Genomic DNA, 20759 nt, shown 5'->3' on the forward strand with positions numbered 1-20759 from the left:
GCCTTCAGGTCAACGCACCGCCGACTTGGCGGCGCGCAGCAATCGATCGGATAAATCTCCAGGGCCGAGCGCGCGTGCCAGCGCCAGACCGCCCACCATCAACGCCACGTCAGCCAAGGCCTTATCGGTGTCTTCGGGGCTGGCCGCCAGTTGCGCGACCATCAGTTCCAGGTGCTCGTTCAGCGCCAGGCGGAACGACTCCGGCAAACGACCCAATTCACCGATCGAAGCGGGAATCGGGCAAGCCGCCTCGCTCGAGTCACGGTGTTTGCGCGACAGGTAGAACGCGGCAACCAGGGCGCGACGCTCTTCGCCGGTCAACTCGGCATCCATGTCGGCAATCAGGTCGCGACGCCGACCCAGCAGTTGCTTGAACGCTTCGAGCATCATCGCGTCCTTGCTTTCGAAGTGCGCGTAGAAGCCGCCGACGGTCAGGCCGGCCGCGCCCATCACTTCGCCCACGCTGGGGTCCGCCGGGCCGCGCTGGATCAGCGCGGCGCTGGCAGCCTTGAGGATGCGTTCGCGGGTTTGAGCTTTTTTATCGTTCATCGTTGCCTCCGAATATTACGACTAGAATATTATTCGCATAATAATATTCTGCAAGTCAAGGATATGACCGCTGGTCTGAAGCACAGTGTAAGGAAAAAGGAGAGTTGGCCAAACGCCAGACAAACAAAAGGGCCATTCAATAATTGAATGACCCTTATAAAATCCCGCAGAGCGGGTAATCGTGGCGTCCCCTAGGGGACTCGAACCCCTGTTACCGCCGTGAAAGGGCGGTGTCCAAGGCCACTAGACGAAGGGGACACAAACCCTTCTATACAACTGATCAGTGCTGAGTGCTGATCGATTCAAGGCCGGTGTGGCCAGACCTTGAACTGTAAAATTGGTGGAGCTAAGCGGGATCGAACCGCTGACCTCCTGCATGCCATGCAGGCGCTCTCCCAGCTGAGCTATAGCCCCGGATTTTTCGCCTCGCGGCGGAGCGACATTTTGCAACATCGCTTCTGTAAAACTGGCGTCCCCTAGGGGACTCGAACCCCTGTTACCGCCGTGAAAGGGCGGTGTCCTAGGCCACTAGACGAAGGGGACGCAAACCCTTCTATACAACTGACCAACGCTGAGTGTTGATCGCTTCAAGGCCGGTGTGGCCAGGCCTTGAAGTGTAAATTGGTGGAGCTAGACGGGATCGAACCGTCGACCTCTTGCATGCCATGCAAGCGCTCTCCCAGCTGAGCTATAGCCCCTCATCGTTGATGTCATCGCTGAGGACGGGGCGAATCTTAAGGGCGTATCGAAACCCTGTCAAACTTATTTTTGAAAAATTTCAAAATTTTTCGTCGGGATAACAATCACTTACCGCCCTCCCCCCGTAAATCAGGGAGAAGCGCCGAAGGCCGGATGAAAAGATCGCGGCCTTCGGCTGCCGTCATACTGGCTCAGACCTGCTTAAGCGATGGCGCCCAGCAGCTTTTCCCACTCCTTGTTTTCTTTCTTCGACACGCCGCCCAGCAGGTCGATTGCCTGGCGCAGGCGGAAACGGGTCAGGTCAGGTCCGAGGATCTCCATCGCATCAAGCACCGACACCGAACTGGCCTGGCCGGTGATCGCGGCGAACATCAGCGGCATCGCGTCGCGCAGTTTCAACTCCAGCGACTCGACCACCGCCTGAATTGTCGCGGTGATGCTGTCCTTTTCCCACTGACGCAGGCTTTCCAGCTTCCACAGAATCAACTGCATCAACTGGCGCACCTGATCGTTCGAGAGCTTTTTCGACTCGAACAATTTGGCGTCCGGATTGACCCCGCCGGCAAAAAAGAACCCGGCCAGCGGTGCGACCTGGCTGAAGGTTTCGACGCGGCCCTGGACGTGCGGCGCGATCTTCATCATGTATTCGGAGTTGAACGCCCACTTCTGCACGCGCGCGGCAAACTCTTCCACCGGCAGATCGCGCAGCCACTGGCCGTTGAGCCACGACAGCTTCTCGATGTCGAAAATCGGCCCGCCAAGGGACACGCGCTTGAGGTCGAAGTTGTCGACCATTTCCTGCAGCGAGAACTTTTCGCGCTCGTCCGGCATCGACCAGCCCATCCGGCCGAGGTAGTTGAGCATCGCCTCGGGCATGAAGCCCATGCGCTCGTAGAACGTCACCGAAGTCGGGTTCTTGCGCTTGGACAGCTTGCTCTTGTCCGGGTTACGCAGCAGCGGCATGTAACACAGCTCTGGCTGTTCCCAGCCAAAGTATTCGTAAAGCAGGATCAGTTTCGGCGCCGACGGCAACCATTCTTCACCGCGCAGCACATGGGTAATGCCCATCAGGTGATCGTCGACCACGTTGGCGAGGAAGTACGTCGGCAGGCCGTCGGTCTTCATCAGCACTTGCATGTCCATGCGATCCCACGGGATCTCGACGTCGCCACGCAGCATGTCCGGCACCACGCAAACGCCTTCGCTCGGGACTTTCATGCGGATCACATGAGGTTCGCCAGCGGCCAGACGCGCCGCGACTTCTTCCTTCGACAGCAGCAGCGCGCGGCCGTCATAGCGCGGGGTTTCGCCGCGAGCCATTTGTTCGGCGCGCATCTGATCGAGTTCTTCAGCGGTGCAGAAGCACGGGAAGGCATGGCCCATGTCGACCAGTTGCTGGCAGTACTTCTGATAGATGTCGCCGCGCTCGCTCTGCCGATACGGGCCGTGCGGGCCGCCGACGTCCGGGCCTTCGCTCCAGTCGATACCCAACCAGCGCAGGGCGTCGAAGATCTGTTGTTCGGACTCGCGGGTCGAACGCAACTGGTCGGTGTCTTCGATGCGCAGGATGAACTCACCGCCATGCTGCTTGGCAAAGCAGTAGTTGAACAATGCGATGTAAGCGGTACCTACGTGGGGGTCCCCGGTAGGCGATGGCGCGATGCGAGTGCGGACGGTGGTCATGGCATGTCTCGAAAAGAATGAAAAGCAGAACAATCAAGCGGCGAATGGTAACAGGCGACACCCGCCCGGCTCCAGCAGGCAGGGCATTTAAGCCGGATGCGCTAGGCCGTCCGATTTGTGTGAACGCCATTCGGGAGCAGGCTCGCTCCCACAGGGATACACAATGATCGATGGGACGCAGAGCGTCCGGGGCTGCATTCCCACGCAGAGCGTGGGAACGATCCTCCTTAGACTGTGAGTAGACGCTCACGCAATTTGGCAATCTCGTCACGCATTTGCGCCGCCGCTTCAAACTCCAGATCGCGCGCCAGTTGGTACATCTTCTCTTCCAGCGCGCGGATGCGTTTGGTGATTTCGCTTGGCGAGCGCAGTTCGGCTTCGTACTTGGCGTTTTCTTCGGCAGCCTTGGCCATGCCTTTGCGCTTCTTGCTGCGCGAGCCCGGCACGGTGGCGCCTTCCATGATGTCGGCGACATCCTTGATCACGCCCTTCGGCGTGATGCCGTGCTCGAGGTTGAAAGCGATCTGTTTCTCACGGCGGCGTTCGGTTTCGCCAATCGCCCGCTCCATCGAACCGGTCATCCGATCGGCATACAGAATGGCCCGGCCATTGAGGTTACGTGCCGCGCGGCCGATGGTCTGAATCAGCGAACGCTCGGAACGCAGGAAACCTTCCTTGTCGGCATCGAGAATCGCCACCAGCGAGACTTCCGGCATGTCCAGGCCTTCGCGCAACAGGTTGATGCCGACCAGCACGTCAAACACGCCAAGGCGCAAGTCGCGAATGATCTCGACGCGTTCGACGGTGTCGATGTCCGAGTGCAGATAACGCACGCGCACGCCGTGGTCGGCGAGGTAATCGGTGAGGTCTTCGGCCATGCGTTTGGTCAGCGTGGTAACCAGCACCCGCTCTTCCACCGCTACGCGCTTGGTGATTTCCGAGAGCAGGTCATCAACCTGGGTCAGCGCCGGGCGAACTTCGACCTGCGGGTCGACCAGGCCGGTCGGACGCACCACTTGCTCGACCACGCGCCCGGCGTGTTCCGCTTCGTAATTGCCCGGCGTTGCCGACACGAAAATGGTCTGCGGGCTGACCCCTTCCCACTCGTCGAAACGCATCGGCCGGTTATCCAGCGCCGAAGGCAGGCGGAAGCCATATTCGACCAGGGTTTCTTTGCGCGAGCGGTCGCCCTTATACATCGCGCCGACCTGCGGCACGCTGACGTGGGACTCGTCGATGACCAGCAAGGCGTCGGCCGGCAGGTAATCGTAAAGCGTTGGCGGAGCGGCACCGGCCGGGCGTCCGGACAGGTAGCGCGAGTAGTTTTCGATGCCGTTGCAGTAACCCAGCTCGAGAATCATCTCCAGATCGAAGCGGGTGCGTTGCTCCAGACGCTGGGCTTCGACCAGTTTGTTGTTGCTGCGCAGGTATTCCAGACGTTCCTGCAATTCGACCTTGATGCCTTCGATAGCGTCGAGCAAGGTCTCGCGCGGCGTCACGTAGTGACTCTTCGGATAAAAAGTGAAACGCGGCATCTTGCGAATGACTTCGCCGGTCAGCGGGTCGAACGCGGAAATGCTTTCGACCTCGTCATCGAACAGCTCGATGCGGATCGCTTCCAGATCGGATTCCGCCGGGAAAATATCGATCACATCGCCACGCACGCGGAACGTCGCACGGGCAAAATCCATGTCGTTGCGGGTGTATTGCAGATCGGCCAGACGCCGCAGCAGTGCGCGCTGATCGAGCTTGTCGCCGCGATCGACGTGCAAGACCATCTTCAGATAGGTTTCCGGGCTGCCCAGACCGTAGATGCACGACACCGTGGTGACGATGATCGCGTCCTTGCGCTCCAGCAGCGCTTTGGTCGCGGAGAGGCGCATCTGCTCGATGTGGTCGTTGATCGACGCGTCCTTCTCGATGAAGGTGTCGGATGACGGTACATAAGCTTCAGGCTGGTAGTAGTCGTAGTAGGAAACGAAGTATTCGACGGCGTTGTTCGGGAAGAACGCCTTGAACTCGCCGTACAACTGCGCGGCCAGGGTCTTGTTCGGCGCCAGCACCAGCGTCGGGCGCTGCACTTGGGCGATGACGTTGGCGATACTGAAAGTCTTGCCCGAGCCGGTCACACCGAGCAGCGTCTGGTGCGCCAGCCCGGCCTCGATGCCTTCGACCATCTGGCGGATCGCTTCCGGCTGATCGCCGGCGGGCTCGAAGCGGGTGACTAGCTGGAATTCCGACATACACACCTCTGGAATCGCGGCGTTCCGAGTCAGACGGAGTACCGCGAGGACGACCGCAAACGACCGATGTCGCGCAAGAAAAAACTTGGATTGTGCTCAATGTGGTGGCGATTGCCGGCTCTTTCAAGGCAAACGTCCTACATCTGTTAAAGACTCTGACACGGGCAGGCGACTAACGGTCAAGAAATAATCGGAAAAACTTCGCGCAAAAGCCGATTCGCCTGTCGCCATTGCCGAGTAATGGCCTCTATACTAGCTCCCCGTTTGTGCACCGCTCTAGTGCATCCGGCTGGAGCGCGACACGTCCCTCCATATTCCATTCAGAGCCGCCGCAATAATGAGCCTGTTCTCCGCTGTCGAAATGGCACCCCGCGATCCAATCCTGGGCCTCAACGAAGCATTCAACGCCGATACCCGGACCACCAAGGTCAATCTGGGCGTGGGTGTGTACTGCAACGAAGAGGGGCGAATTCCACTGCTGCGCGCGGTGATCGAAGCCGAGTCGATTCGCGTCGCGCAACACGCTTCGCGCGGTTACCTGCCAATCGACGGCATTGCCGCCTACGACCAGGCTGTGCAAAAGCTGCTGTTCGGTAATGACTCGCCGCTGATCAACGCTGGCCGCGTCATCACCACGCAGGCCGTCGGCGGTACCGGCGCACTGAAAATCGGCGCCGACTTCCTCAAGCAGCTGCTGCCGAACGCCGTCGTGGCAATCAGCGATCCGAGCTGGGAAAACCACCGCGCCTTGTTCGAAACCGCCGGTTTCCCGGTGCAGAACTACCGTTACTACGACGCCGCCACTCACGACGTGAACCGTGCCGGCATGCTCGAAGATCTCAACGCCCTGCCGAACGGCTCGATCGTGGTTCTGCATGCGTGCTGCCACAACCCGACCGGCGTCGACCTGAGCCCGGCGGACTGGAACAACGTACTGCAAGCGGTCAAAGCCAAAGGCCACGTGCCGTTCCTCGACATGGCCTACCAGGGTTTCGGCGACGGCATCGACGAAGACGCCGCTGCCGTGCGCCTGTTCGCCGAGTCCGGCCTGACCTTCTTCGTTTCCAGCTCGTTCTCCAAGTCGTTCTCGCTGTACGGCGAGCGCGTTGGCGCGCTGTCGATCATCAGCGAATCGAAGGAAGAAAGCGCGCGCGTACTCTCGCAAGTCAAACGCGTGATCCGCACCAACTACTCCAACCCGCCGACCCATGGTGCGAGCATCGTGGCCGCCGTGCTGAACAGCCCTGAGCTGCGCGCGCAGTGGGAAGCCGAGCTCGCCGAAATGCGTCTGCGTATTCGCGGCATGCGTACGCAGATGGTCGATCTGCTGGCAGAGAAAGCGCCGGGCCGTGATTTCAGCTTTGTCGGTCGTCAGCGCGGCATGTTCTCCTACTCGGGTCTGACCACTGAACAGGTGCATCGCCTGCGCAACGAGTTCGGCATCTACGCCCTGGACACCGGCCGTATCTGCGTAGCGGCGTTGAATCAGAGCAACATCAAGGCTGTGACGGATGCGATTGTTCAGGTCATCTGATTTCGCAGCTTGATGAAAAACGGGAAGCCCTGGGGCTTCCCGTTTTTTATTTGCCCGAGGAAATGTCGCATTCCTCTAAACTGCACAGCAGATCGAACCTGTGGGAGCGAGCCTGCTCGCGAAAGCAACCTGTCAGTCGACCATTGCGTGACCGACAGACCGTATTCGCGAGCAGGCTCGCTCCCACAGGTGATGAATACATTCCAGAGTCTTGTGAGATCAGCTATGAAAAACGACAACCTGCGCGCCGACCGTGACGATCTGGATGATTTCATCCCGCGCGCCTCGGTCAAACGCGAAAAAAGTCTGGTGCTGCAAGTCGCCACCGGGGTCTTCCTCGGCGGTCTGGCACTCTGGCTGGTGCAACTGGCAATCACGGCGGCCTATGCCAAGCTGATGCTCGGCACGATTACTTTCGGCAGTTAAGCCAGTTCAGCCGAGCGCTGAGCGGCGGCATCGTCGTAAATCACATACAGCGATTCGGCCACTTGGCTCTTGATGGTCTTGCTGCTTTCAAGCCCGAGGACGAACCCTTCGGCCTTGCCGCCGGCGCGGTTCAATTCTTCAGCAGTACTGGCCCCCGCTATTGCATCGAAGAGTTTTTCCGCATGCGGGCCGATCCCTTTGGGCAGGCTGATTTGTGCAGTGCTCATGCGAGCACCTCGATATTGCTAGTGATTTGAGACATGGCGCGTACCTTTGCGGCGAATGGCCGGCAGCGCGTGTGACCACTTCCGGGCGGCCATGGTAGACCTCTGGGGCTTTTCTGGTAACCGCCAATCGCTGAGAAATCACCGTCCGTCCCGAAGATTCTTGCGATTTTGCATCAGGCGCTTGACTAGTCTTTTTAAATCAGTAACATACGCACCAATTCCGCAATAGCTCAGTTGGTAGAGCAAATGACTGTTAATCATTGGGTCCCTGGTTCGAGTCCAGGTTGTGGAGCCAAATAGCAAAGCCCCTGAATCGAAAGATTCAGGGGCTTTTTTGTGGGCGCTCGAAAAGCGCCAATGAAAAGGGCCGATCTGCCCATGACAGATCGGCCCTTTTCTATTCAGTCGCAGCCGTCAAACGTGCTCGCTGCTCTTGATCTGCACTTTTGCTGCACCGTGCCCAGGGTCGTGTTCATCAGGCTCGATCACCGGCACTTCCTTGCCATCGCAGTCATGCAGCTTGCCGTCGCTGAAATAATCACCTTCACGCAGCGCCGCCAGATCGCGATAGCGCAAGGTGCGCTCTTCCGCTGCGGCAAACACCGACTGCTGATCCGAGTTACCGGCGGTGAAGTGGTTGAACGCCAGGTTGAGCAGGATCGCCATGATCGCCGACGAACTGATCCCCGAATGGAAAATCGTCGCGAACCAGCTCGGGAACTGGTCGTAAAAACTCGGGGCGGCAATCGGGATCATGCCGAAACCGATCGAGGTGGCGACGATGATCAGGTTGACGTTGTTGCGATAATCCACCTTGGACAAGGTGCGAATGCCACTCGCAGCCACCGTGCCGAACAGCACGATACCGGCACCGCCAAGCACCGAAGTCGGCACCGCGGCAATGACCCTTCCCATGAACGGCAACAAGCCGAGGATTACCAGAAACAGACCGCCCGTGGCCACCACGTAACGACTCTTGATCCCGGTCACTGCTACGAGACCGACGTTCTGCGCGAAGGCGCTCTGGGTGAACGAACCGAAGATCGGCGCAAACATGCTCGACAGCATGTCCGCGCGCAAGCCATTGCCTAGGCGCTTGGAATCGACCTTGGTGCCGATGATCTCACCGACCGCCAGAATGTCCGCCGAGGTTTCCACCAACGTCACCATGACCACAATGCACATCGACAGAATGGCGGCGAAGTGGAAGGTCGGCATGCCGAAGTGAAACGGCGTCGGGAAGCCGAACATCGGCCCGGTGGTGACGCTGGAGAAATCGGCCATGCCGAGGAACACCGCCAGCACCGTGCCGATCACCATGGCCAACAGGATCGACAGACGCGAAATGGTCGCACTGCCGACCTTGCTCAGCAGCAACACCAGCACCAACGTAACTGCCGCCAAACCAATGTTCTGCATGCTGCCGAAGTCCGGTGCATGACTGTTGCCGCCCATGGCCCAACGTGCGGCCACTGGCATCAGCGTCAGGCCGATGGTGGTAATCACGATGCCGGTGACCAGCGGCGGAAAGAACTTGGTAATGCGCGAGAACACCGGGGTGATCAATAAACCGATCAGCGAGGCCGCAATCACCGCACCGAGCACCGACTGGAAGCCGCCCTCCCCGCCACTGCTGACGATCGCGACCATGGTCGCCACGCCGGAAAACGACACGCCCTGCACCAGCGGCAACTGACAGCCAAAAAACGGCAGACCCAGGGTTTGCAGCAGCGTCGCCAGCCCCCCCGCAAACAATGAAGCAGCAATCAACAAACCGATGTCCGCCGGCGACAGGCCGGCCGCCTGGCCGATGATCAGCGGCACCGCAACGATACCGCCGTACATGGTCAGCACATGTTGCAGGCCGTAAGCCATATTCGCGCCGACCCCGAGATTTTCGTCCTCGGGCCGTGGGTGTGAAACATGGGGCGTTTTCATGGTGGGGGGTTCCCTGGTTTTTGTTATGCGCACACTGTATTCAATACCCGTGACAAATGTCCATAGAGTTGTATACAACTTATCGGTCACATAATGGTTAGCTAGCCACCCAACCTTCTAGCCTGCGGCTTCTGCCCTCACAAATCCGGCAACAAATCCTCCACTGCGTCCATGCACATGCCCACCAGGCTGAAGTGTTCATGGCGACCAGCGGTGCGGTCGCTCTTTTTTTATGCATATAACGTATGCATAATGTCGTTTAAATCTTTTCCACGCCTCGCCACACCGAGCGAACGACGTGCCTATTTTCAGGAGGCTTGAACCATGCAAGACGAATATGACTTTTCCGCGGGCAAACGCGGCGCAGTGGCACCCAACAAAGGCAAGACCCGCATCACCATCATGCTGGATGACGCAGTGATCGAAGCGGCGCGTGCGGCCGCAGAAAATGAGGGGTTCGGCTATCAGACGGTCATCAACAATACGTTGCGCCACGCCTTGCTCGAAACCGCCCGCCAGCAACCTGAAGATTCGGGGCTGAGCGGGCAGTTCAAAAAAGGCATCACCGCCAGTGATCTGAAGAGTCTGGAAAGGAAGCTTTCGGCCGCGATCGGCGAAATCCGCCGCGTGCTCGAGCCGGACGTCAAACCCTAGGCCGAGACCGGCGCTATCACCCGCGCCAGGGCCTTGCGGATACCCGGCAACTCAGAGACGTGTAGGCCAAATTCACATCGCAGCACGTCGAGCAACTCATCGACCTCGGTCACCTCGCGCCGCTCACTCTCCGCGCCCATGTGATGGATAGCGAAGGAGCCATTGTTCAGCGTCTTGCGCCAGCCATCGCCAGTACGGGCGATCATCAGCCGCTGAGTGAACGGTGATTCCGGATGCGTCGAGACGTACCAGTTGCCAACGGTGTAATCGACGTCCTCCTGACGTTGCAGGTCGAACAGGTACATGGGCCGCCACTCACCGGCGACGTTGGCACGGAGCATGTAGCCATCAGCCTGTTGTTGGAGACGATAAGATTCGTGGGGGGTTGCTTGTTCGGCTTCGGTGTCGAGCAACAAGGGTGCGGTGGGGACCATGCCGCCGAATCCCACATCGGTGATGTAGCGCACGTTATCGATCGTGACCAGGCTCAAGCGATGGGTGCGCGCCGTCCAGCTGCCTTCGGGCTGATTCATCACTACGCGCCCGCTGATTGCCCGTGCGTCGAAGCCCAATTCCAACAGCAGCGCGAAGAACAAGTGATTGAGTTCGTAGCAATAACCACCGCGACCACCGAGCAGGATTTTCTCCTCAATGGACGGCAGATCGATCAACACTGGCGCGCCGGTGATGGTCGCCAGATTCTCGAAAGGAAAAACCCCGGTATGGCGTAGCTGCAACTGACGCAGCGTGTCCAGCGTCGCAGGTGGCGGCGCAGCGAAACCCAGGCGTTGCAGGTAAAGCTTCAGATTGTTCAGGCGTGGCGCGCTCATTGCTCGATCCTTAGGCAGGGAGGCCGCAGTTCACTGCGTTGCTGCTCGCCATGTATACGGATCGGGCGCACTTTTCGACAATTGATTTCGCCAATCGCCATCAGCGCTTTTTGCGCGAGCCAATGCGAATCCACGTGGGCGCATGGTCGCTGGCATGCGGCTCGTTGCGCACCCACGCGTCTACTCCGGCATCCTGCAGATACGGACTCAGCGCCGGGTTGAGCAGCAGATGATCGATGCGCAGGCCGGAATTGGTTTGCCAGTGCTGACGAAAGTAATCCCAGAACGTATAAATGCGCTCTTCGGGGTACAGATGCCGCAGCGAATCGGTCCAGCCTTGATCAAGCAGGCGTTGATAACATTCGCGGCTCTCGGGTTGCAGCAAGGCATCCTTGAGCCATGAGCGGGTGTTGTAGATGTCCATGTCGGTGGGCACAACGTTGTAATCGCCGGCCAGCACCACCGGGTGATCGCTGCTCTGCAAATCTTTCGCGTAAGTGATCAGCCGTTCGAACCATGCCAGCTTGTAATCGAATTTCGGCCCCGGCTGCGGGTTGCCGTTGGGCAGATACAGGCACCCGACCAGCACACCGTGCACCGCCGCCTCAATGTAGCGGCTGTGGGTGTCATCGGGGTCGCCCGGCAGTCCGCGCCGACTCTCGAGCGGTTGCGCATCGCGCGCCAGAATCGCCACACCGTTCCACGACGCCTGGCCCTGCCAGATCGCGCCGTAACCGGCCGCTTCCAGCTCGGCGGCGGGAAAGGCGCTGTCCACCGATTTCAACTCTTGCAGGCAGACGATGTCCGGTTGCTCGCGCTTGAGCCATTCGAGCAGATTCGGCAGCCGCGCGCGCATGCCGTTGACGTTGAAGGTGGCGATCCGCAGGTTTTTCATCGTCTGCTACTCCGGCCAGTGGGTATGCCAATAGTGACCCCGAGAGCGCCGCGCAGGTTGCATTCGATAACAGCGGTGACCTCAGGCGCGATTGCGCAGCCATTGCAGAAAGCCGCGTTTCGGCGCAACCACGGGCGTCTCCTCGGTCAGCGCTTGCGCCTTGTGCAGGCGGTAATCGAGCAAGGCCTGCATGGCGTCGTGGATGTCGTGACGGGCATCCAGACAAGGTTTCAGATAGGACTTTTCGATGCGGTACAAGGCGCAGAACGTCTTCGCCGTGAAGTCCGCCGGTAGCGCGGTGTCAGACAAAATCCCCGCTTCGCCGATCACCTCGCCCGGCCCCATGCGCCCCGACTCGAGCACGCTGCCGTGGCGCTTCAAGGTCACCGAGACCACGCCGGACTCGATAATGAACAAATGATCGCTGACCTCCCCGCCCGCCAGAATGATCTCGCCGGCGCGGAAGGTCTGCAGGTTCATGTTCTGGCTGAAGGTGTCCTTCTCTTCCTCGCGCAGGGTCGAGAAAATTGGCGAACTGTCGAGCAATGCCCGCGGGCGCGACAAGTGCGGCGCGATGCCGGTTTCATTACTCGACAGCAGATTGACCCCGGACGCCTGCAAATGCCGATACGCCAGGTCGAACAGCTGATTGCGCACGACACGCTTCTCGCCCATCGACGCAACAAAACCGCTGATCTCGTACTCCGCGCCAGCGCTGGCAGAGCTTTTCAGCGCGACGCTCGGCGCCGGGGTGTCGAGCAATTGCCGACAGCCCTGCATCGCACGCTCCAGCGCCTCGATGACCGAACTGGGCCGCGCGTGCGGGCTGACCTGCACGCTGACCGCGACGCCAAACATATTGCTTGGCCGGCTGAAGTTGATGATCTTGGCCTTGGCCGCCAGCGAGTTGGGAATCACCGCCATGCTGCCCTGGCTGGTTTGCAGACGCGTGGCGCGCCAATCGATATCGGTCACCCGACCCTCGGTACCATCGATGGAAATCCAGTCATCCAGTTGATAAGGCTTGGTGGTGTTGAGGACGATCCCCGAGAACACATCACTGAGCGTGCTCTGCAAAGCCAGGCCGACAATGATCGCCAACGCGCCAGAGGTCGCCAGCACGCCTTTGACCGGCAGATCGAGCACATAGGCCAGCGCCGCAATGATCGCGACCAGAAAAATCACCGCCCCGAGCAGATCCTGCAACAGCCGCCCGGTATGCCCGACCCGCTGCATCATCACCGCACCGATCAACACCGTCAGCGTGCGCGCGCCAAACAGCCACCAACCGATCTGCAACCCGGTCGCCGCCAGATGCAACGGCACATTCTCGGCCCACGGCGCCGGCTCCATCGGATTGAGCCCCTCGTTGAACAGCAACACGCTGAACAAGGCAAAAATCAGCACCCGCACCAACAGCTTCCACTCACTGCCACGGGAACTGATCAACCGCCACAGACCGAGGTCGAGCAGGATCAGGATAAACGCGCTAAACAGCGGATGTTCGGTCAGCAGAGACAGCATCAAACAACTCCGACGAAGGCCAATCGCGAGAAGATCGCACAGATTGGCACAGTGTAGGAGCAAATGATTTCGACGCTGTTTTGATCCTGGTCCAGCGGTGACGTCGGGAGGCTGAGTGAGGCTTGAAGTCGGCTGAAAATCAAAAGCCCCTTACCTAGCCCTCTCCCGGAGGGAGAGGGGACTGACCGAGGTGGATGCGAGAGCTAAACCGACCTGCGATACCGAGTCGAACGCAAGTTTCGAAACCAACCAAAATCGGCTCCCTCTCCAGGGGGAGAGGGCTGGGGTGAGGGGCAGCCACAATATGTACCCAAAAAAGACTCATCTCAACCCCGCATTCGCCCAAACCGCCCCGACTGAAAATCAGCAAACGCCTGATGAATCTCCGCCTCGGAATTCATCACAAACGGCCCATGCCCGACAATCGGCTCATCAATCGGCTCGCCACTGAGCAACAACACTACCGCATCGTCACCCGCCTCAAGCGACACCTCCCGCCCCGCGCGCTCGAACAGCACCAACTGCCCGACGCTTGCCGACTCGCCAGCATTGACCCGCACCGAGCCCTTCAACACCACCAACGCGGTATTGCGGCCCTCATGCAAATCAAGCGTCAGCAACCGGCCTGCGTTCAACCGTAAATCCCACACATCAATCGGGGTAAACGTGCGCGACGGGCCTTTATGCCCCTCGAACTCACCCGCAATCAAACGCAGGCTGCCAGCATTGTCCTTGAGCGCGATGCGCGGAATATCACTGTCGAGAATCGTCTGATACCCCGGCGCGGCCATCTTGTCCTTGGCCGGCAGATTGACCCAAAGCTGGACCATCTCCAGTTTGCCGCCGGTTCTGGCGAAGTTTTCCGAGTGAAACTCCTCATGCAGAATGCCCGACGCCGCCGTCATCCACTGCACATCGCCGGGGCCGATCACCCCGCCACTGCCGGTCGAATCGCGGTGCTGTACTTCGCCGTCGTAAACGATCGTCACGGTCTCGAAACCGCGATGCGGATGCTGACCCACGCCGCGCTGTTCAGTGGTCGGCGTGAATTCAGCCGGGCCGGCATGATCGAGCAGCAGAAACGGGCTGATGTGTTGGCCCAGGTTGTCGTAGGAAAACAGCGTACGCACCGGAAACCCGTCGCCGACCCAATGGCCGCGCGGGCTGGTGTAGATACCGATAAGGTTTTTCATGGGGCCTCCAATCTGGATAAAAGCATTGGATTAATCCTAAACGCATAACCAATATCGGACTAGATGGCAAAAACCGGCCTCAGCGTTCTACCTGGAGAACAATCACCGCCCATTTGAATCCGGGGTGCTGCAATCGCCAGCAGGCTGGCTCACCTGAAAGCGCAGCGCCGCTGTCAGGCTTGCAGCCGTTGCGCGAGGCCGTCCATGGCCTCACGCAACGCGTTGATCGCCTCGCTGGACAGCGCAGTTTGATCGTCACAGGCCCGTTCCAGATCGACGCAGGCCGCCACCACCCGCGCCGCGCCGACCATTTGCGCGCCGCCCTTGATGTGATGCGCCAGTTCGCGCAAGCCGGCGCGGTCGCGGTCATGCTGCAACAGCGCCAGACGTTGCCGATCCAGATACAGGCTGTTCAGCACTTCCCCGCGCAGACGTTCGATCAGATCGCGATCATTGCCGGCCATTTGCTCCAGCGCGCTCAAGTCGATCTCCAACAGCGCCGGGGCAGCAACGTGCTGCGCCGGCACGTTACAGTGGCTGGCTGAGGCCAGGGCCTGTGCCAGATCGAGCAAACGGATCGGTTTGAACAGGCAGTCGTCCATGCCCGCGGCCAGGCAGCGCACGCGTTCCTCGGCTTGCGCGTTGGCGGTAAAGCCCAGCAGCAGACACGCTGTACGCTCGGCCGAGACTTCTTCCTCACGAATCGATCGCGCCAGTTGATAACCGTTGCGCCGCGGCATGTTGCAATCGGTGATCACCACGTCGAATGCCTGTGTGCGCCAGCGCTGCAGTGCGTCGTCAGCGTTGTCGGTGTCGACCGTGCGATGGCCCAGCTCGCTCAGCTGCCAGCACAGCAGCAAACGGTTGACCGGATGATCATCGACTACCAGCACATCCAGAGAACATCCAGCGTCGAGATCCGCTACGGGAGCGGACGGGGCTTGAGCAAGCGCCGCCAGCAGCGGCAATTCGAGACTGACCTCGACCTGGGTACCTTCACCGGCCACGCTGTCCAGTCGCAGCGTGCCACCCATCATCTCGCACAGGCTGCGGCTGATCACCAGGCCCAGCCCGGACCCACTGCGCGCTGCTTGCGAATGATTGTTCGCCTGCACGAACGGGCTGAACAACCGTTGGCGATCCTGCGGGCTGATGCCCACGCCGCTGTCGTCGATCAGCACCTGCACCGCCAACCGCTCGGCCGTGGTAGCGCTCACCAGCAGACGCAGGCTGATTTCGCCTTCTTCAGTGAACTTGATGGCGTTGCTCAAAAGATTCGACAGCACCTGTTTGAAGCGTGTCGGGTCGATCAGTACGTCGACATCGCTGCCGGCATCAACTTGCAGGTGCCAAAGCAAGTGCTTCTGCCGCGCCAGCCCTTCGAAGACGCGACAGACCGAAACCACCAGCTCACGCAGGTTGGCGCGTTCGGGCGCAAGCGACAGATGCCCGGTCTCGATCCGCGCGATATCGAGAATGTCGCCGATCAGCGCCAGCAATTGTTGCCCGGCATTGGATGCCACCTGAATCGCCAGACGGTCAGTCACGCCCTCCTCCGCGCGTTTCAGGGCCAGCTCGAGCATGCCGATCAAGGCGTTCATCGGCGTGCGGATTTCATGACTCATGGTCGCCAGAAACGTGGTCTTGGCACGATTGGCATCATCGGCGGCGTCCTTGGCGTCCTGCAGCTGCTGCAGCCATTGCTGGCGGCGGCGCAACTGGCGGCGCTGCCAGACGATCCAGCCCAGCGCCAGCGCCAGCAGGAGTGCCGCCGCAGCAAAGCCGAGGAGAATCTCGTGACGATGGCGCAGCCAGTAACTTTCATCGACGACCACATCGTGGCTCCAGCGCTCCACCAGTTCGTCCATCTGTTGCGGAGCGATGCTCAACAGCGCCTTGTTCAGGATCGAATGCAACGCCGACATTTGCGGCGCAGTTGCCATCGCAATACGCGCTGGCTGATCCCCTACCGTACCGCTGATGCGCAGACGGTCACGGTAGTGCCGTGCAATCAGGAATCGCGCCACCACCAACGAGCTCACCGTGATGTCGACCTGCCCCTTGGCGATCATCGCCATGCCTTCGGCCGGGCTCGCGGTTTCGACCAGCCGTAGCTGCGGGGCGCGGGCCGACAGATAACTGCGTAACGGGTGACCGCGATAAATCGCCAGGCGTTTGCCCGCCAGGTCATCCAGATTCAGCGGCACCTGTGTGCTGCTCGCAGCGACCAGCACGAAGGGATTGTTCAAATAAGCCCGGGTAAATTGCAGCTCGGCTTCGCGCTCGCTGCTGGGCGTCACCACCGGCAACAGGTCCAGCTCGCCAGCCTTGAGCTGTTCGATCTGACGATCCAGCGACGTTCCGCGCACAATTTGAAAATTAAGCCCGCTGCGCTGGCTGATCAGACTCAGCAATTGCGCCGACAACCCGCTGAGACGGCCTGCGGCATCGAAAAACGTCAGCGGCGCGAAATCTTCGATGACGCCGACGCGCACCACCGGGTGCTGGTCCAGCCATTGCTGTTCGCTGGCGCTGAGCTGCACCCGCGATTGTTCAGCCATCTCGGCCAGACCGGCACTCCAGCGCTGTTCGATGCGCTGGCGGCGCTCCATGGGAATGGCCGCCAGCGCCTGGTCGACGATGCGTTTGAGGCGCGCATCGCTACGCAGCATGGCGAAACCGAACGCATTGGCGTCCAGGCCTGAGGGACCGGCCAATTGCAGATCGTTGCGATAATTGGTGTTGATCAGGTAATTGGCACTGATGAAGTCGCCCAGATACACGTCATCCCCGCCGAACGCCACTGCGCCGAGTGCATCCATCGCCGACGAATAACGCTGCACATGGGCTTGCGGATAGAACGCCTGGACCGTCGCCAGCGGCAGATAGTCTTCGACCATCGCGATGCGCTTGCCGGCCAGATCGGTTGCTGACGGCTCGTCGAGGCGAGTCACCAGCATCGGTTGATCTTCGGCGTAGGGTCGCGACAGGACGAAGGCCGGGTCGGCAACTTCAAAGCTATTGGAGGTGCCGAGCAGATCGAGTTCGCCGCGCTTGAGCGCGGCCATCAGTGCCTCGCGGTCGGCAAACCGGCGAACCTCGATGCGAATGCCCAGTAATTGCGCCAGCAGGTCCGCGTAATCAGCGGTCAGCCCTTCGAGTTCATGCTGGTTGCGCGTGAGCTCGAACGGCGGGTAATCGCGCCCGGAAATTCCCATGCGCAACACCGGATGCTGACGCAGCCACTGCCGATCCTGCGCGTCGAGGCGCAACTGGACATTCTCCAGGCCGGTACGGGTCAGCACCTCCAGTACCTGCGGCGCCTCACTCGCCGCGCACAGGGCTGTCAGGCTCAGCCACAGCCCGACGATCCAGCCTCCCTGGCGCATGAGGGTCGCTCAGATGACGTTGTTGCGCTTGGCGAAGTCGCACAAGTGCATCGTCGATTTGACGCAGATTTTCGTCATCACTCGGGTCTTGTAGGTGCTGACGGTCTTGTGGCTCAAGTGCATGTCCTCGGCGATCGACTTGTTGGTCTTGCCCTGTGCCAGCTTGCCCAGAATTTCCAGCTCACGATTGGAGAGCTGATTGATAAGTTGCTGTTCCGTGGCTTGCACTCCGCTCAGCACGCTGGCGTTATCCGGCAGCGCGGCGAAATAGGTGTAGCCGGACATCAATGCTTGAACCGCTTTGTGCAGATGCTCCAGTTGATTGGTCTTGGTGACATAGCCCATCGCCCCGGCGCGCAGGCAGCGTTCCTGGTAGAACAACGGATCGTGGGTGCTGAACACCAGCACCCGGCACTCCAGATCATTGGCCTTGATCCGCGCCAGTACTTCGAGCCCGCCGAGCGCTGGCAGGTTGATATCGAGGATCATCAGGTGTGGCTGATGTTCACGAACGAGGGCGAGTACCTCGTTGCCCTGAGAGGCCTCGAAAATCTGTTTGAACCCTTCCGCTTGCAACACGATCCGGATGGCGGCGCGCACCACCGGATGATCGTCAACGATCAGCGCTGACTTCATGGGCTTCATTGCCACTCCCACTGCAAAGTCTGACGAACAGCCCACCGCTATGGACCGATCCGGACCCAGTGGCTGCGCAGCGACTGTTGCACGGAACGATGGGCAAATCACCTGTCAGGTCTGACAGTTGCGCGTTTTGAATTTTCATGCATGAGCGGCGCTGCGCAAAGCCGCGAATGGGGCAGGATCCGCCCCGCGGCGACGGGCTGGCGCATCGACCAGCGCCATCATCTGGCTGATTGCCGGCAGGCCCGGCAGCGCCAGAGGACTTATCTGCACATTGTCCTGAGCGAAACCGGCAACCGATTGCAAGGGTGCCGTCCGCTCGTTGTAGATCAGTGCCTGACGCACCTGCGGGTTATCGAGGAAAAACCCCAGCAGGTCGAGCGAACCGGCCGCCAGATCGGCATTGATGACCACCGCATCGAACGGCTCGCAGCCGTAATCGACCAGCGTCAACAGCTCGGCGAGGCTTTGCGCCGGGGCCACGCGGTAATAATCGAGACGGTTGAACAGGCGCTCGATTTTCATCCGGTGAAAATGTTGTGCATCGGCGATCAGGATTCGCAGGGCTTTGTTGATCATGGTCATTTTCCCGCTGTGAGGGTTTCTGGGTGGGGCAAGACTACGCAATGCCCCGTGAAGGGCTCTGTAGGACTATTCCTAAAAAACAGGTCATTCATCCGAGGCTGGCCGGGCCCGGCGCTGTTGCAGCCACACCAGCAAATCGGCTCCAGCCATTGGCCGCGCGTACCAGTAGCCTTGGCCCTGCGTGCAGCCCAGGGTCAACAGTTCGCGGCGTTGGGCATCGGTTTCGATGCCCTCGATGACCACGCTCATGCCCAGGGTCTCGCCCAGCGCCAGAGTGCTGCTGATGGCGGCCCGGCACCGCGGTTCGTGGGCAAGGTTGCGGACGAAATCAGCATCGAGCTTGATCTCGTTGAAGGGCAACTGACACAAACGCTGCAAGGAGGAAAACCCGGCACCGAAGTCATCGATCGATAACCGGCAGCCCATCATGCGCAGGCGCACCAGGCTTTCGAGACTGGTGGCCGGGGCTTCGAGCAAACCGCTTTCGGTCAGTTCGAACGTGACTCCCGCGCCGCAGGCACCCTGCCCGGCCAGCAGGGTTTTGAGGCTGCAAGTCAGCTCGGCATTGGCCAGTTGCACCGCCTGCAGATTGAACGCCATGTTCAACACGAAGCCTTGCTCACGAGCCCTGCGCTGCACAGCCAAGGCCTGTTCAACCTGGGCGAACAGCAACTCGTCGAGCAGGCCGCAGCGCTCAAGCACCGGCATGAACAGCGCCGGAGACAGGATTCCGCGTGTCGGGTGCAACCAGCGACACAACACTTCAACGCCACAGATCTCACCACTGCGCAGGTTGAACTTGGGCTGATACCAGGCGTGCAACTGCTGACTGGCCAGTGCCTGGCGCACCGCGGACTCGCTGGCCAGCGCCGGTGCAGCCGCAACGCGCACAAGCGCGGCAGGCCGGTCGAGGGACTTGTGCAACAGGTCCGCAAGAACGTCCTGATGCAGCGGTTTACCCACATCGCCGAGCAGATCCAGGCCGAGCAGCGCTACCATCTGCTGCACCGCCCGGCGCAGATCCACCGACAAGGAGCTGCTGATGATCACCGATCTGACCTGCCCCGAAGCGCCGACCCGCTGCAGAAACTCCAGACCGTCCATGCCCTCCATCTGCAAGTCGCACAGGGCGACATCGACGGTGCCGACCGTGTCGAGCACCGTCAGCGCCTGAGCGCCGTCACTCGCCTCGAAAACCTCGCGGCAGCCTAGCCCGCGCAGCATGTTGACCGCGACGGAACGCTGGAACGGATGATCTTCGAGCACCAGAACCCGCAGTGGCAGTTCGGGCACGGCCGTCATCGGCTTGTCAGTGAACATCTCGGACACCTCGGGAAATCGCTTGACCATTGAGCTGCTCCAACAGAGGTACGAGGGTTTGGCGATCCGGTGTATGGATCAGGCTCAACTGCCGTCGCTGATTGGCGTAGATCGATTCGGCACAGGACCGACCGCGTCGTGCGTCGTAGATCACGCCATGGCGGATCTGCGAATTGCTGACAAAAAAGCGCACCGGATCGATGCCCGCTGCCGCCAGCAATTGGCCGTTGATCAACAACAGATCGAAATGCTCGAAGGGCTCGCACGAGTAATGGGTCATGCCCAGCAGTTCGCGGAACGACCGCACCGGTGTCGGCGCACGGTAGCCCAGCTCTTTGAGACATTGGCCGACGCTGAACTGCAGCGCGGGCTGCTCTTCAGCAATCAGGATTCGCCAGCGTTTGTAGGTCATTGAGATCAGCTGTCAG

General features: G+C 60.2%; 17 protein-coding genes and 5 tRNA genes. 4 read left to right on the forward strand and 18 right to left on the reverse strand.

Annotation, left to right across the window (positions count from 1 at the left end; genetic code table 11):
* Positions 1 to 9: 9 nt before the first annotated feature.
* The 7 genes from M0746_RS15450 to uvrB form a co-directional block, all read right to left on the reverse strand.
* Complete coding sequence (locus tag M0746_RS15450; RefSeq protein WP_093102857.1) at positions 10 to 549, reverse strand: TetR/AcrR family transcriptional regulator; 540 nt, start codon at positions 547 to 549, stop codon at positions 10 to 12.
* 182 nt (positions 550 to 731) lie between these two features.
* Positions 732 to 807 (reverse strand) — tRNA-Glu (locus M0746_RS15455).
* 80 nt (positions 808 to 887) lie between these two features.
* Positions 888 to 963: transfer RNA gene (locus M0746_RS15460), tRNA-Ala, on the reverse strand.
* A gap of 53 nt (positions 964 to 1016) precedes the next feature.
* Positions 1017 to 1092: transfer RNA gene (locus M0746_RS15465), tRNA-Glu, on the reverse strand.
* A gap of 79 nt (positions 1093 to 1171) precedes the next feature.
* A tRNA-Ala gene (locus tag M0746_RS15470) sits at positions 1172 to 1247 on the reverse strand.
* A gap of 202 nt (positions 1248 to 1449) precedes the next feature.
* The gene (gene gltX / locus M0746_RS15475) at positions 1450 to 2931 is read right to left on the reverse strand and encodes a glutamate--tRNA ligase (protein WP_258449804.1); all 1482 of its coding nucleotides are present in this window, start codon (positions 2929 to 2931) and stop codon (positions 1450 to 1452) included.
* A 227-nt stretch (positions 2932 to 3158) separates the two neighbouring features.
* Positions 3159 to 5174 carry an excinuclease ABC subunit UvrB gene (gene uvrB, locus M0746_RS15480; protein WP_090282634.1) on the reverse strand — a complete coding sequence of 672 codons (2016 nt, stop codon included), beginning with the start codon at positions 5172 to 5174 and terminating at the stop codon, positions 3159 to 3161.
* A gap of 337 nt (positions 5175 to 5511) precedes the next feature.
* Between uvrB and M0746_RS15485 the strand changes: the two genes are divergently transcribed.
* Positions 5512 to 6708 carry an amino acid aminotransferase gene (locus tag M0746_RS15485; protein WP_258449805.1) on the forward strand — a complete coding sequence of 399 codons (1197 nt, stop codon included), beginning with the start codon at positions 5512 to 5514 and terminating at the stop codon, positions 6706 to 6708.
* A gap of 225 nt (positions 6709 to 6933) precedes the next feature.
* A complete protein-coding gene (locus M0746_RS15490; protein ID WP_258449806.1) occupies positions 6934 to 7134 on the forward strand; it encodes a hypothetical protein in 201 nt (66 codons plus the stop codon).
* On the opposite strand, the gene M0746_RS15495 is transcribed toward M0746_RS15490, so the two are convergent.
* Positions 7131 to 7361 carry a hypothetical protein gene (locus M0746_RS15495; RefSeq protein WP_258449807.1) on the reverse strand — a complete coding sequence of 77 codons (231 nt, stop codon included), beginning with the start codon at positions 7359 to 7361 and terminating at the stop codon, positions 7131 to 7133. The genes M0746_RS15490 and M0746_RS15495 overlap by 4 nt on opposite strands.
* Before the next feature lie 219 nt (positions 7362 to 7580).
* On the opposite strand from M0746_RS15495, the gene M0746_RS15500 reads away from it, so the two are divergent.
* Positions 7581 to 7656, forward strand: a tRNA-Asn gene (locus M0746_RS15500).
* Between the two features lie 119 nt (positions 7657 to 7775).
* On the opposite strand, the gene M0746_RS15505 is transcribed toward M0746_RS15500, so the two are convergent.
* Complete coding sequence (locus M0746_RS15505; protein WP_090282630.1) at positions 7776 to 9299, reverse strand: nucleobase:cation symporter-2 family protein; 1524 nt, start codon at positions 9297 to 9299, stop codon at positions 7776 to 7778.
* A 324-nt stretch (positions 9300 to 9623) separates the two neighbouring features.
* Here M0746_RS15505 and M0746_RS15510 point away from each other — a divergent pair, with 324 nt between their 5' ends.
* Positions 9624 to 9953 carry a BrnA antitoxin family protein gene (locus tag M0746_RS15510; RefSeq protein ID WP_258449808.1) on the forward strand — a complete coding sequence of 110 codons (330 nt, stop codon included), beginning with the start codon at positions 9624 to 9626 and terminating at the stop codon, positions 9951 to 9953.
* Here the strand turns inward: M0746_RS15510 and M0746_RS15515 are convergent.
* The 9 genes from M0746_RS15515 to M0746_RS15555 all read right to left on the reverse strand — a co-directional run bounded on the left by M0746_RS15515 (position 9950) and on the right by M0746_RS15555 (position 20743).
* Positions 9950 to 10783 carry an arylamine N-acetyltransferase family protein gene (locus tag M0746_RS15515; RefSeq protein ID WP_258449809.1) on the reverse strand — a complete coding sequence of 278 codons (834 nt, stop codon included), beginning with the start codon at positions 10781 to 10783 and terminating at the stop codon, positions 9950 to 9952. The two genes, M0746_RS15510 and M0746_RS15515, sit on opposite strands and share 4 nt — an antisense overlap.
* Before the next feature lie 100 nt (positions 10784 to 10883).
* Positions 10884 to 11678, reverse strand: coding sequence for an exodeoxyribonuclease III (xth, locus tag M0746_RS15520; protein WP_258449810.1), 795 nt, complete (start codon positions 11676 to 11678; stop codon positions 10884 to 10886).
* Between the two features lie 81 nt (positions 11679 to 11759).
* Entirely contained in the window at positions 11760 to 13202 is a 1443-nt protein-coding gene (locus tag M0746_RS15525; protein WP_258449811.1) for a mechanosensitive ion channel family protein, read from the reverse strand.
* 326 nt (positions 13203 to 13528) lie between these two features.
* Positions 13529 to 14395 (reverse strand): pirin family protein, encoded by an 867-nt coding sequence (locus tag M0746_RS15530; RefSeq protein WP_258449812.1) that lies wholly within the window; start codon positions 14393 to 14395, stop codon positions 13529 to 13531.
* Positions 14396 to 14568: 173 nt separating this feature from the next.
* Complete coding sequence (locus M0746_RS15535; protein ID WP_258449813.1) at positions 14569 to 17784, reverse strand: transporter substrate-binding domain-containing protein; 3216 nt, start codon at positions 17782 to 17784, stop codon at positions 14569 to 14571.
* 9 nt (positions 17785 to 17793) lie between these two features.
* Positions 17794 to 18420, reverse strand: a complete 627-nt coding sequence (locus M0746_RS15540) for a response regulator transcription factor (protein WP_258451491.1) — start codon at positions 18418 to 18420, stop codon at positions 17794 to 17796.
* A gap of 144 nt (positions 18421 to 18564) precedes the next feature.
* The gene (locus tag M0746_RS15545) at positions 18565 to 19005 is read right to left on the reverse strand and encodes a chemotaxis protein CheY (RefSeq protein ID WP_258449814.1); all 441 of its coding nucleotides are present in this window, start codon (positions 19003 to 19005) and stop codon (positions 18565 to 18567) included.
* 90 nt (positions 19006 to 19095) lie between these two features.
* Positions 19096 to 20331 (reverse strand): EAL domain-containing response regulator, encoded by a 1236-nt coding sequence (locus M0746_RS15550; protein WP_258449815.1) that lies wholly within the window; start codon positions 20329 to 20331, stop codon positions 19096 to 19098.
* Positions 20321 to 20743 (reverse strand): hypothetical protein, encoded by a 423-nt coding sequence (locus M0746_RS15555; protein WP_258449816.1) that lies wholly within the window; start codon positions 20741 to 20743, stop codon positions 20321 to 20323. The genes M0746_RS15550 and M0746_RS15555 overlap by 11 nt, the downstream gene beginning before the upstream one ends.
* Positions 20744 to 20759 lie beyond the last annotated feature (16 nt).

This window comes from Pseudomonas sp. S11P7 (assembly GCF_023195435.1).
In the GTDB taxonomy this organism is placed as follows: domain Bacteria; phylum Pseudomonadota; class Gammaproteobacteria; order Pseudomonadales; family Pseudomonadaceae; genus Aquipseudomonas; species Aquipseudomonas fluorescens_G.

What these genes read in the sequence shown, in the direction of transcription:
- gltX (WP_258449804.1), bottom strand. Translation starts at nt 2,931, where the DNA reads ATGACCACCGTCCGCACTCGCATCGCGCCATCGCCTACCGGGGACCCC.
- M0746_RS15530 (WP_258449812.1), bottom strand. Translation starts at nt 14,395, where the DNA reads ATGAAAAACCTTATCGGTATCTACACCAGCCCGCGCGGCCATTGGGTC.
- M0746_RS15515 (WP_258449809.1), bottom strand. Translation starts at nt 10,783, where the DNA reads ATGAGCGCGCCACGCCTGAACAATCTGAAGCTTTACCTGCAACGCCTG.
- M0746_RS15495 (WP_258449807.1), bottom strand. Translation starts at nt 7,361, where the DNA reads ATGAGCACTGCACAAATCAGCCTGCCCAAAGGGATCGGCCCGCATGCG.
- M0746_RS15490 (WP_258449806.1), top strand. Translation starts at nt 6,934, where the DNA reads ATGAAAAACGACAACCTGCGCGCCGACCGTGACGATCTGGATGATTTC.
- uvrB (WP_090282634.1), bottom strand. Translation starts at nt 5,174, where the DNA reads ATGTCGGAATTCCAGCTAGTCACCCGCTTCGAGCCCGCCGGCGATCAG.
- M0746_RS15505 (WP_090282630.1), bottom strand. Translation starts at nt 9,299, where the DNA reads ATGAAAACGCCCCATGTTTCACACCCACGGCCCGAGGACGAAAATCTC.
- M0746_RS15450 (WP_093102857.1), bottom strand. Translation starts at nt 549, where the DNA reads ATGAACGATAAAAAAGCTCAAACCCGCGAACGCATCCTCAAGGCTGCC.
- M0746_RS15540 (WP_258451491.1), bottom strand. Translation starts at nt 18,420, where the DNA reads ATGAAGTCAGCGCTGATCGTTGACGATCATCCGGTGGTGCGCGCCGCC.
- M0746_RS15510 (WP_258449808.1), top strand. Translation starts at nt 9,624, where the DNA reads ATGCAAGACGAATATGACTTTTCCGCGGGCAAACGCGGCGCAGTGGCA.
- M0746_RS15555 (WP_258449816.1), bottom strand. Translation starts at nt 20,743, where the DNA reads ATGACCTACAAACGCTGGCGAATCCTGATTGCTGAAGAGCAGCCCGCG.
- M0746_RS15485 (WP_258449805.1), top strand. Translation starts at nt 5,512, where the DNA reads ATGAGCCTGTTCTCCGCTGTCGAAATGGCACCCCGCGATCCAATCCTG.
- M0746_RS15525 (WP_258449811.1), bottom strand. Translation starts at nt 13,202, where the DNA reads ATGCTGTCTCTGCTGACCGAACATCCGCTGTTTAGCGCGTTTATCCTG.
- M0746_RS15545 (WP_258449814.1), bottom strand. Translation starts at nt 19,005, where the DNA reads ATGATCAACAAAGCCCTGCGAATCCTGATCGCCGATGCACAACATTTT.
- M0746_RS15550 (WP_258449815.1), bottom strand. Translation starts at nt 20,331, where the DNA reads ATGTTCACTGACAAGCCGATGACGGCCGTGCCCGAACTGCCACTGCGG.
- M0746_RS15535 (WP_258449813.1), bottom strand. Translation starts at nt 17,784, where the DNA reads ATGCGCCAGGGAGGCTGGATCGTCGGGCTGTGGCTGAGCCTGACAGCC.
- xth (WP_258449810.1), bottom strand. Translation starts at nt 11,678, where the DNA reads ATGAAAAACCTGCGGATCGCCACCTTCAACGTCAACGGCATGCGCGCG.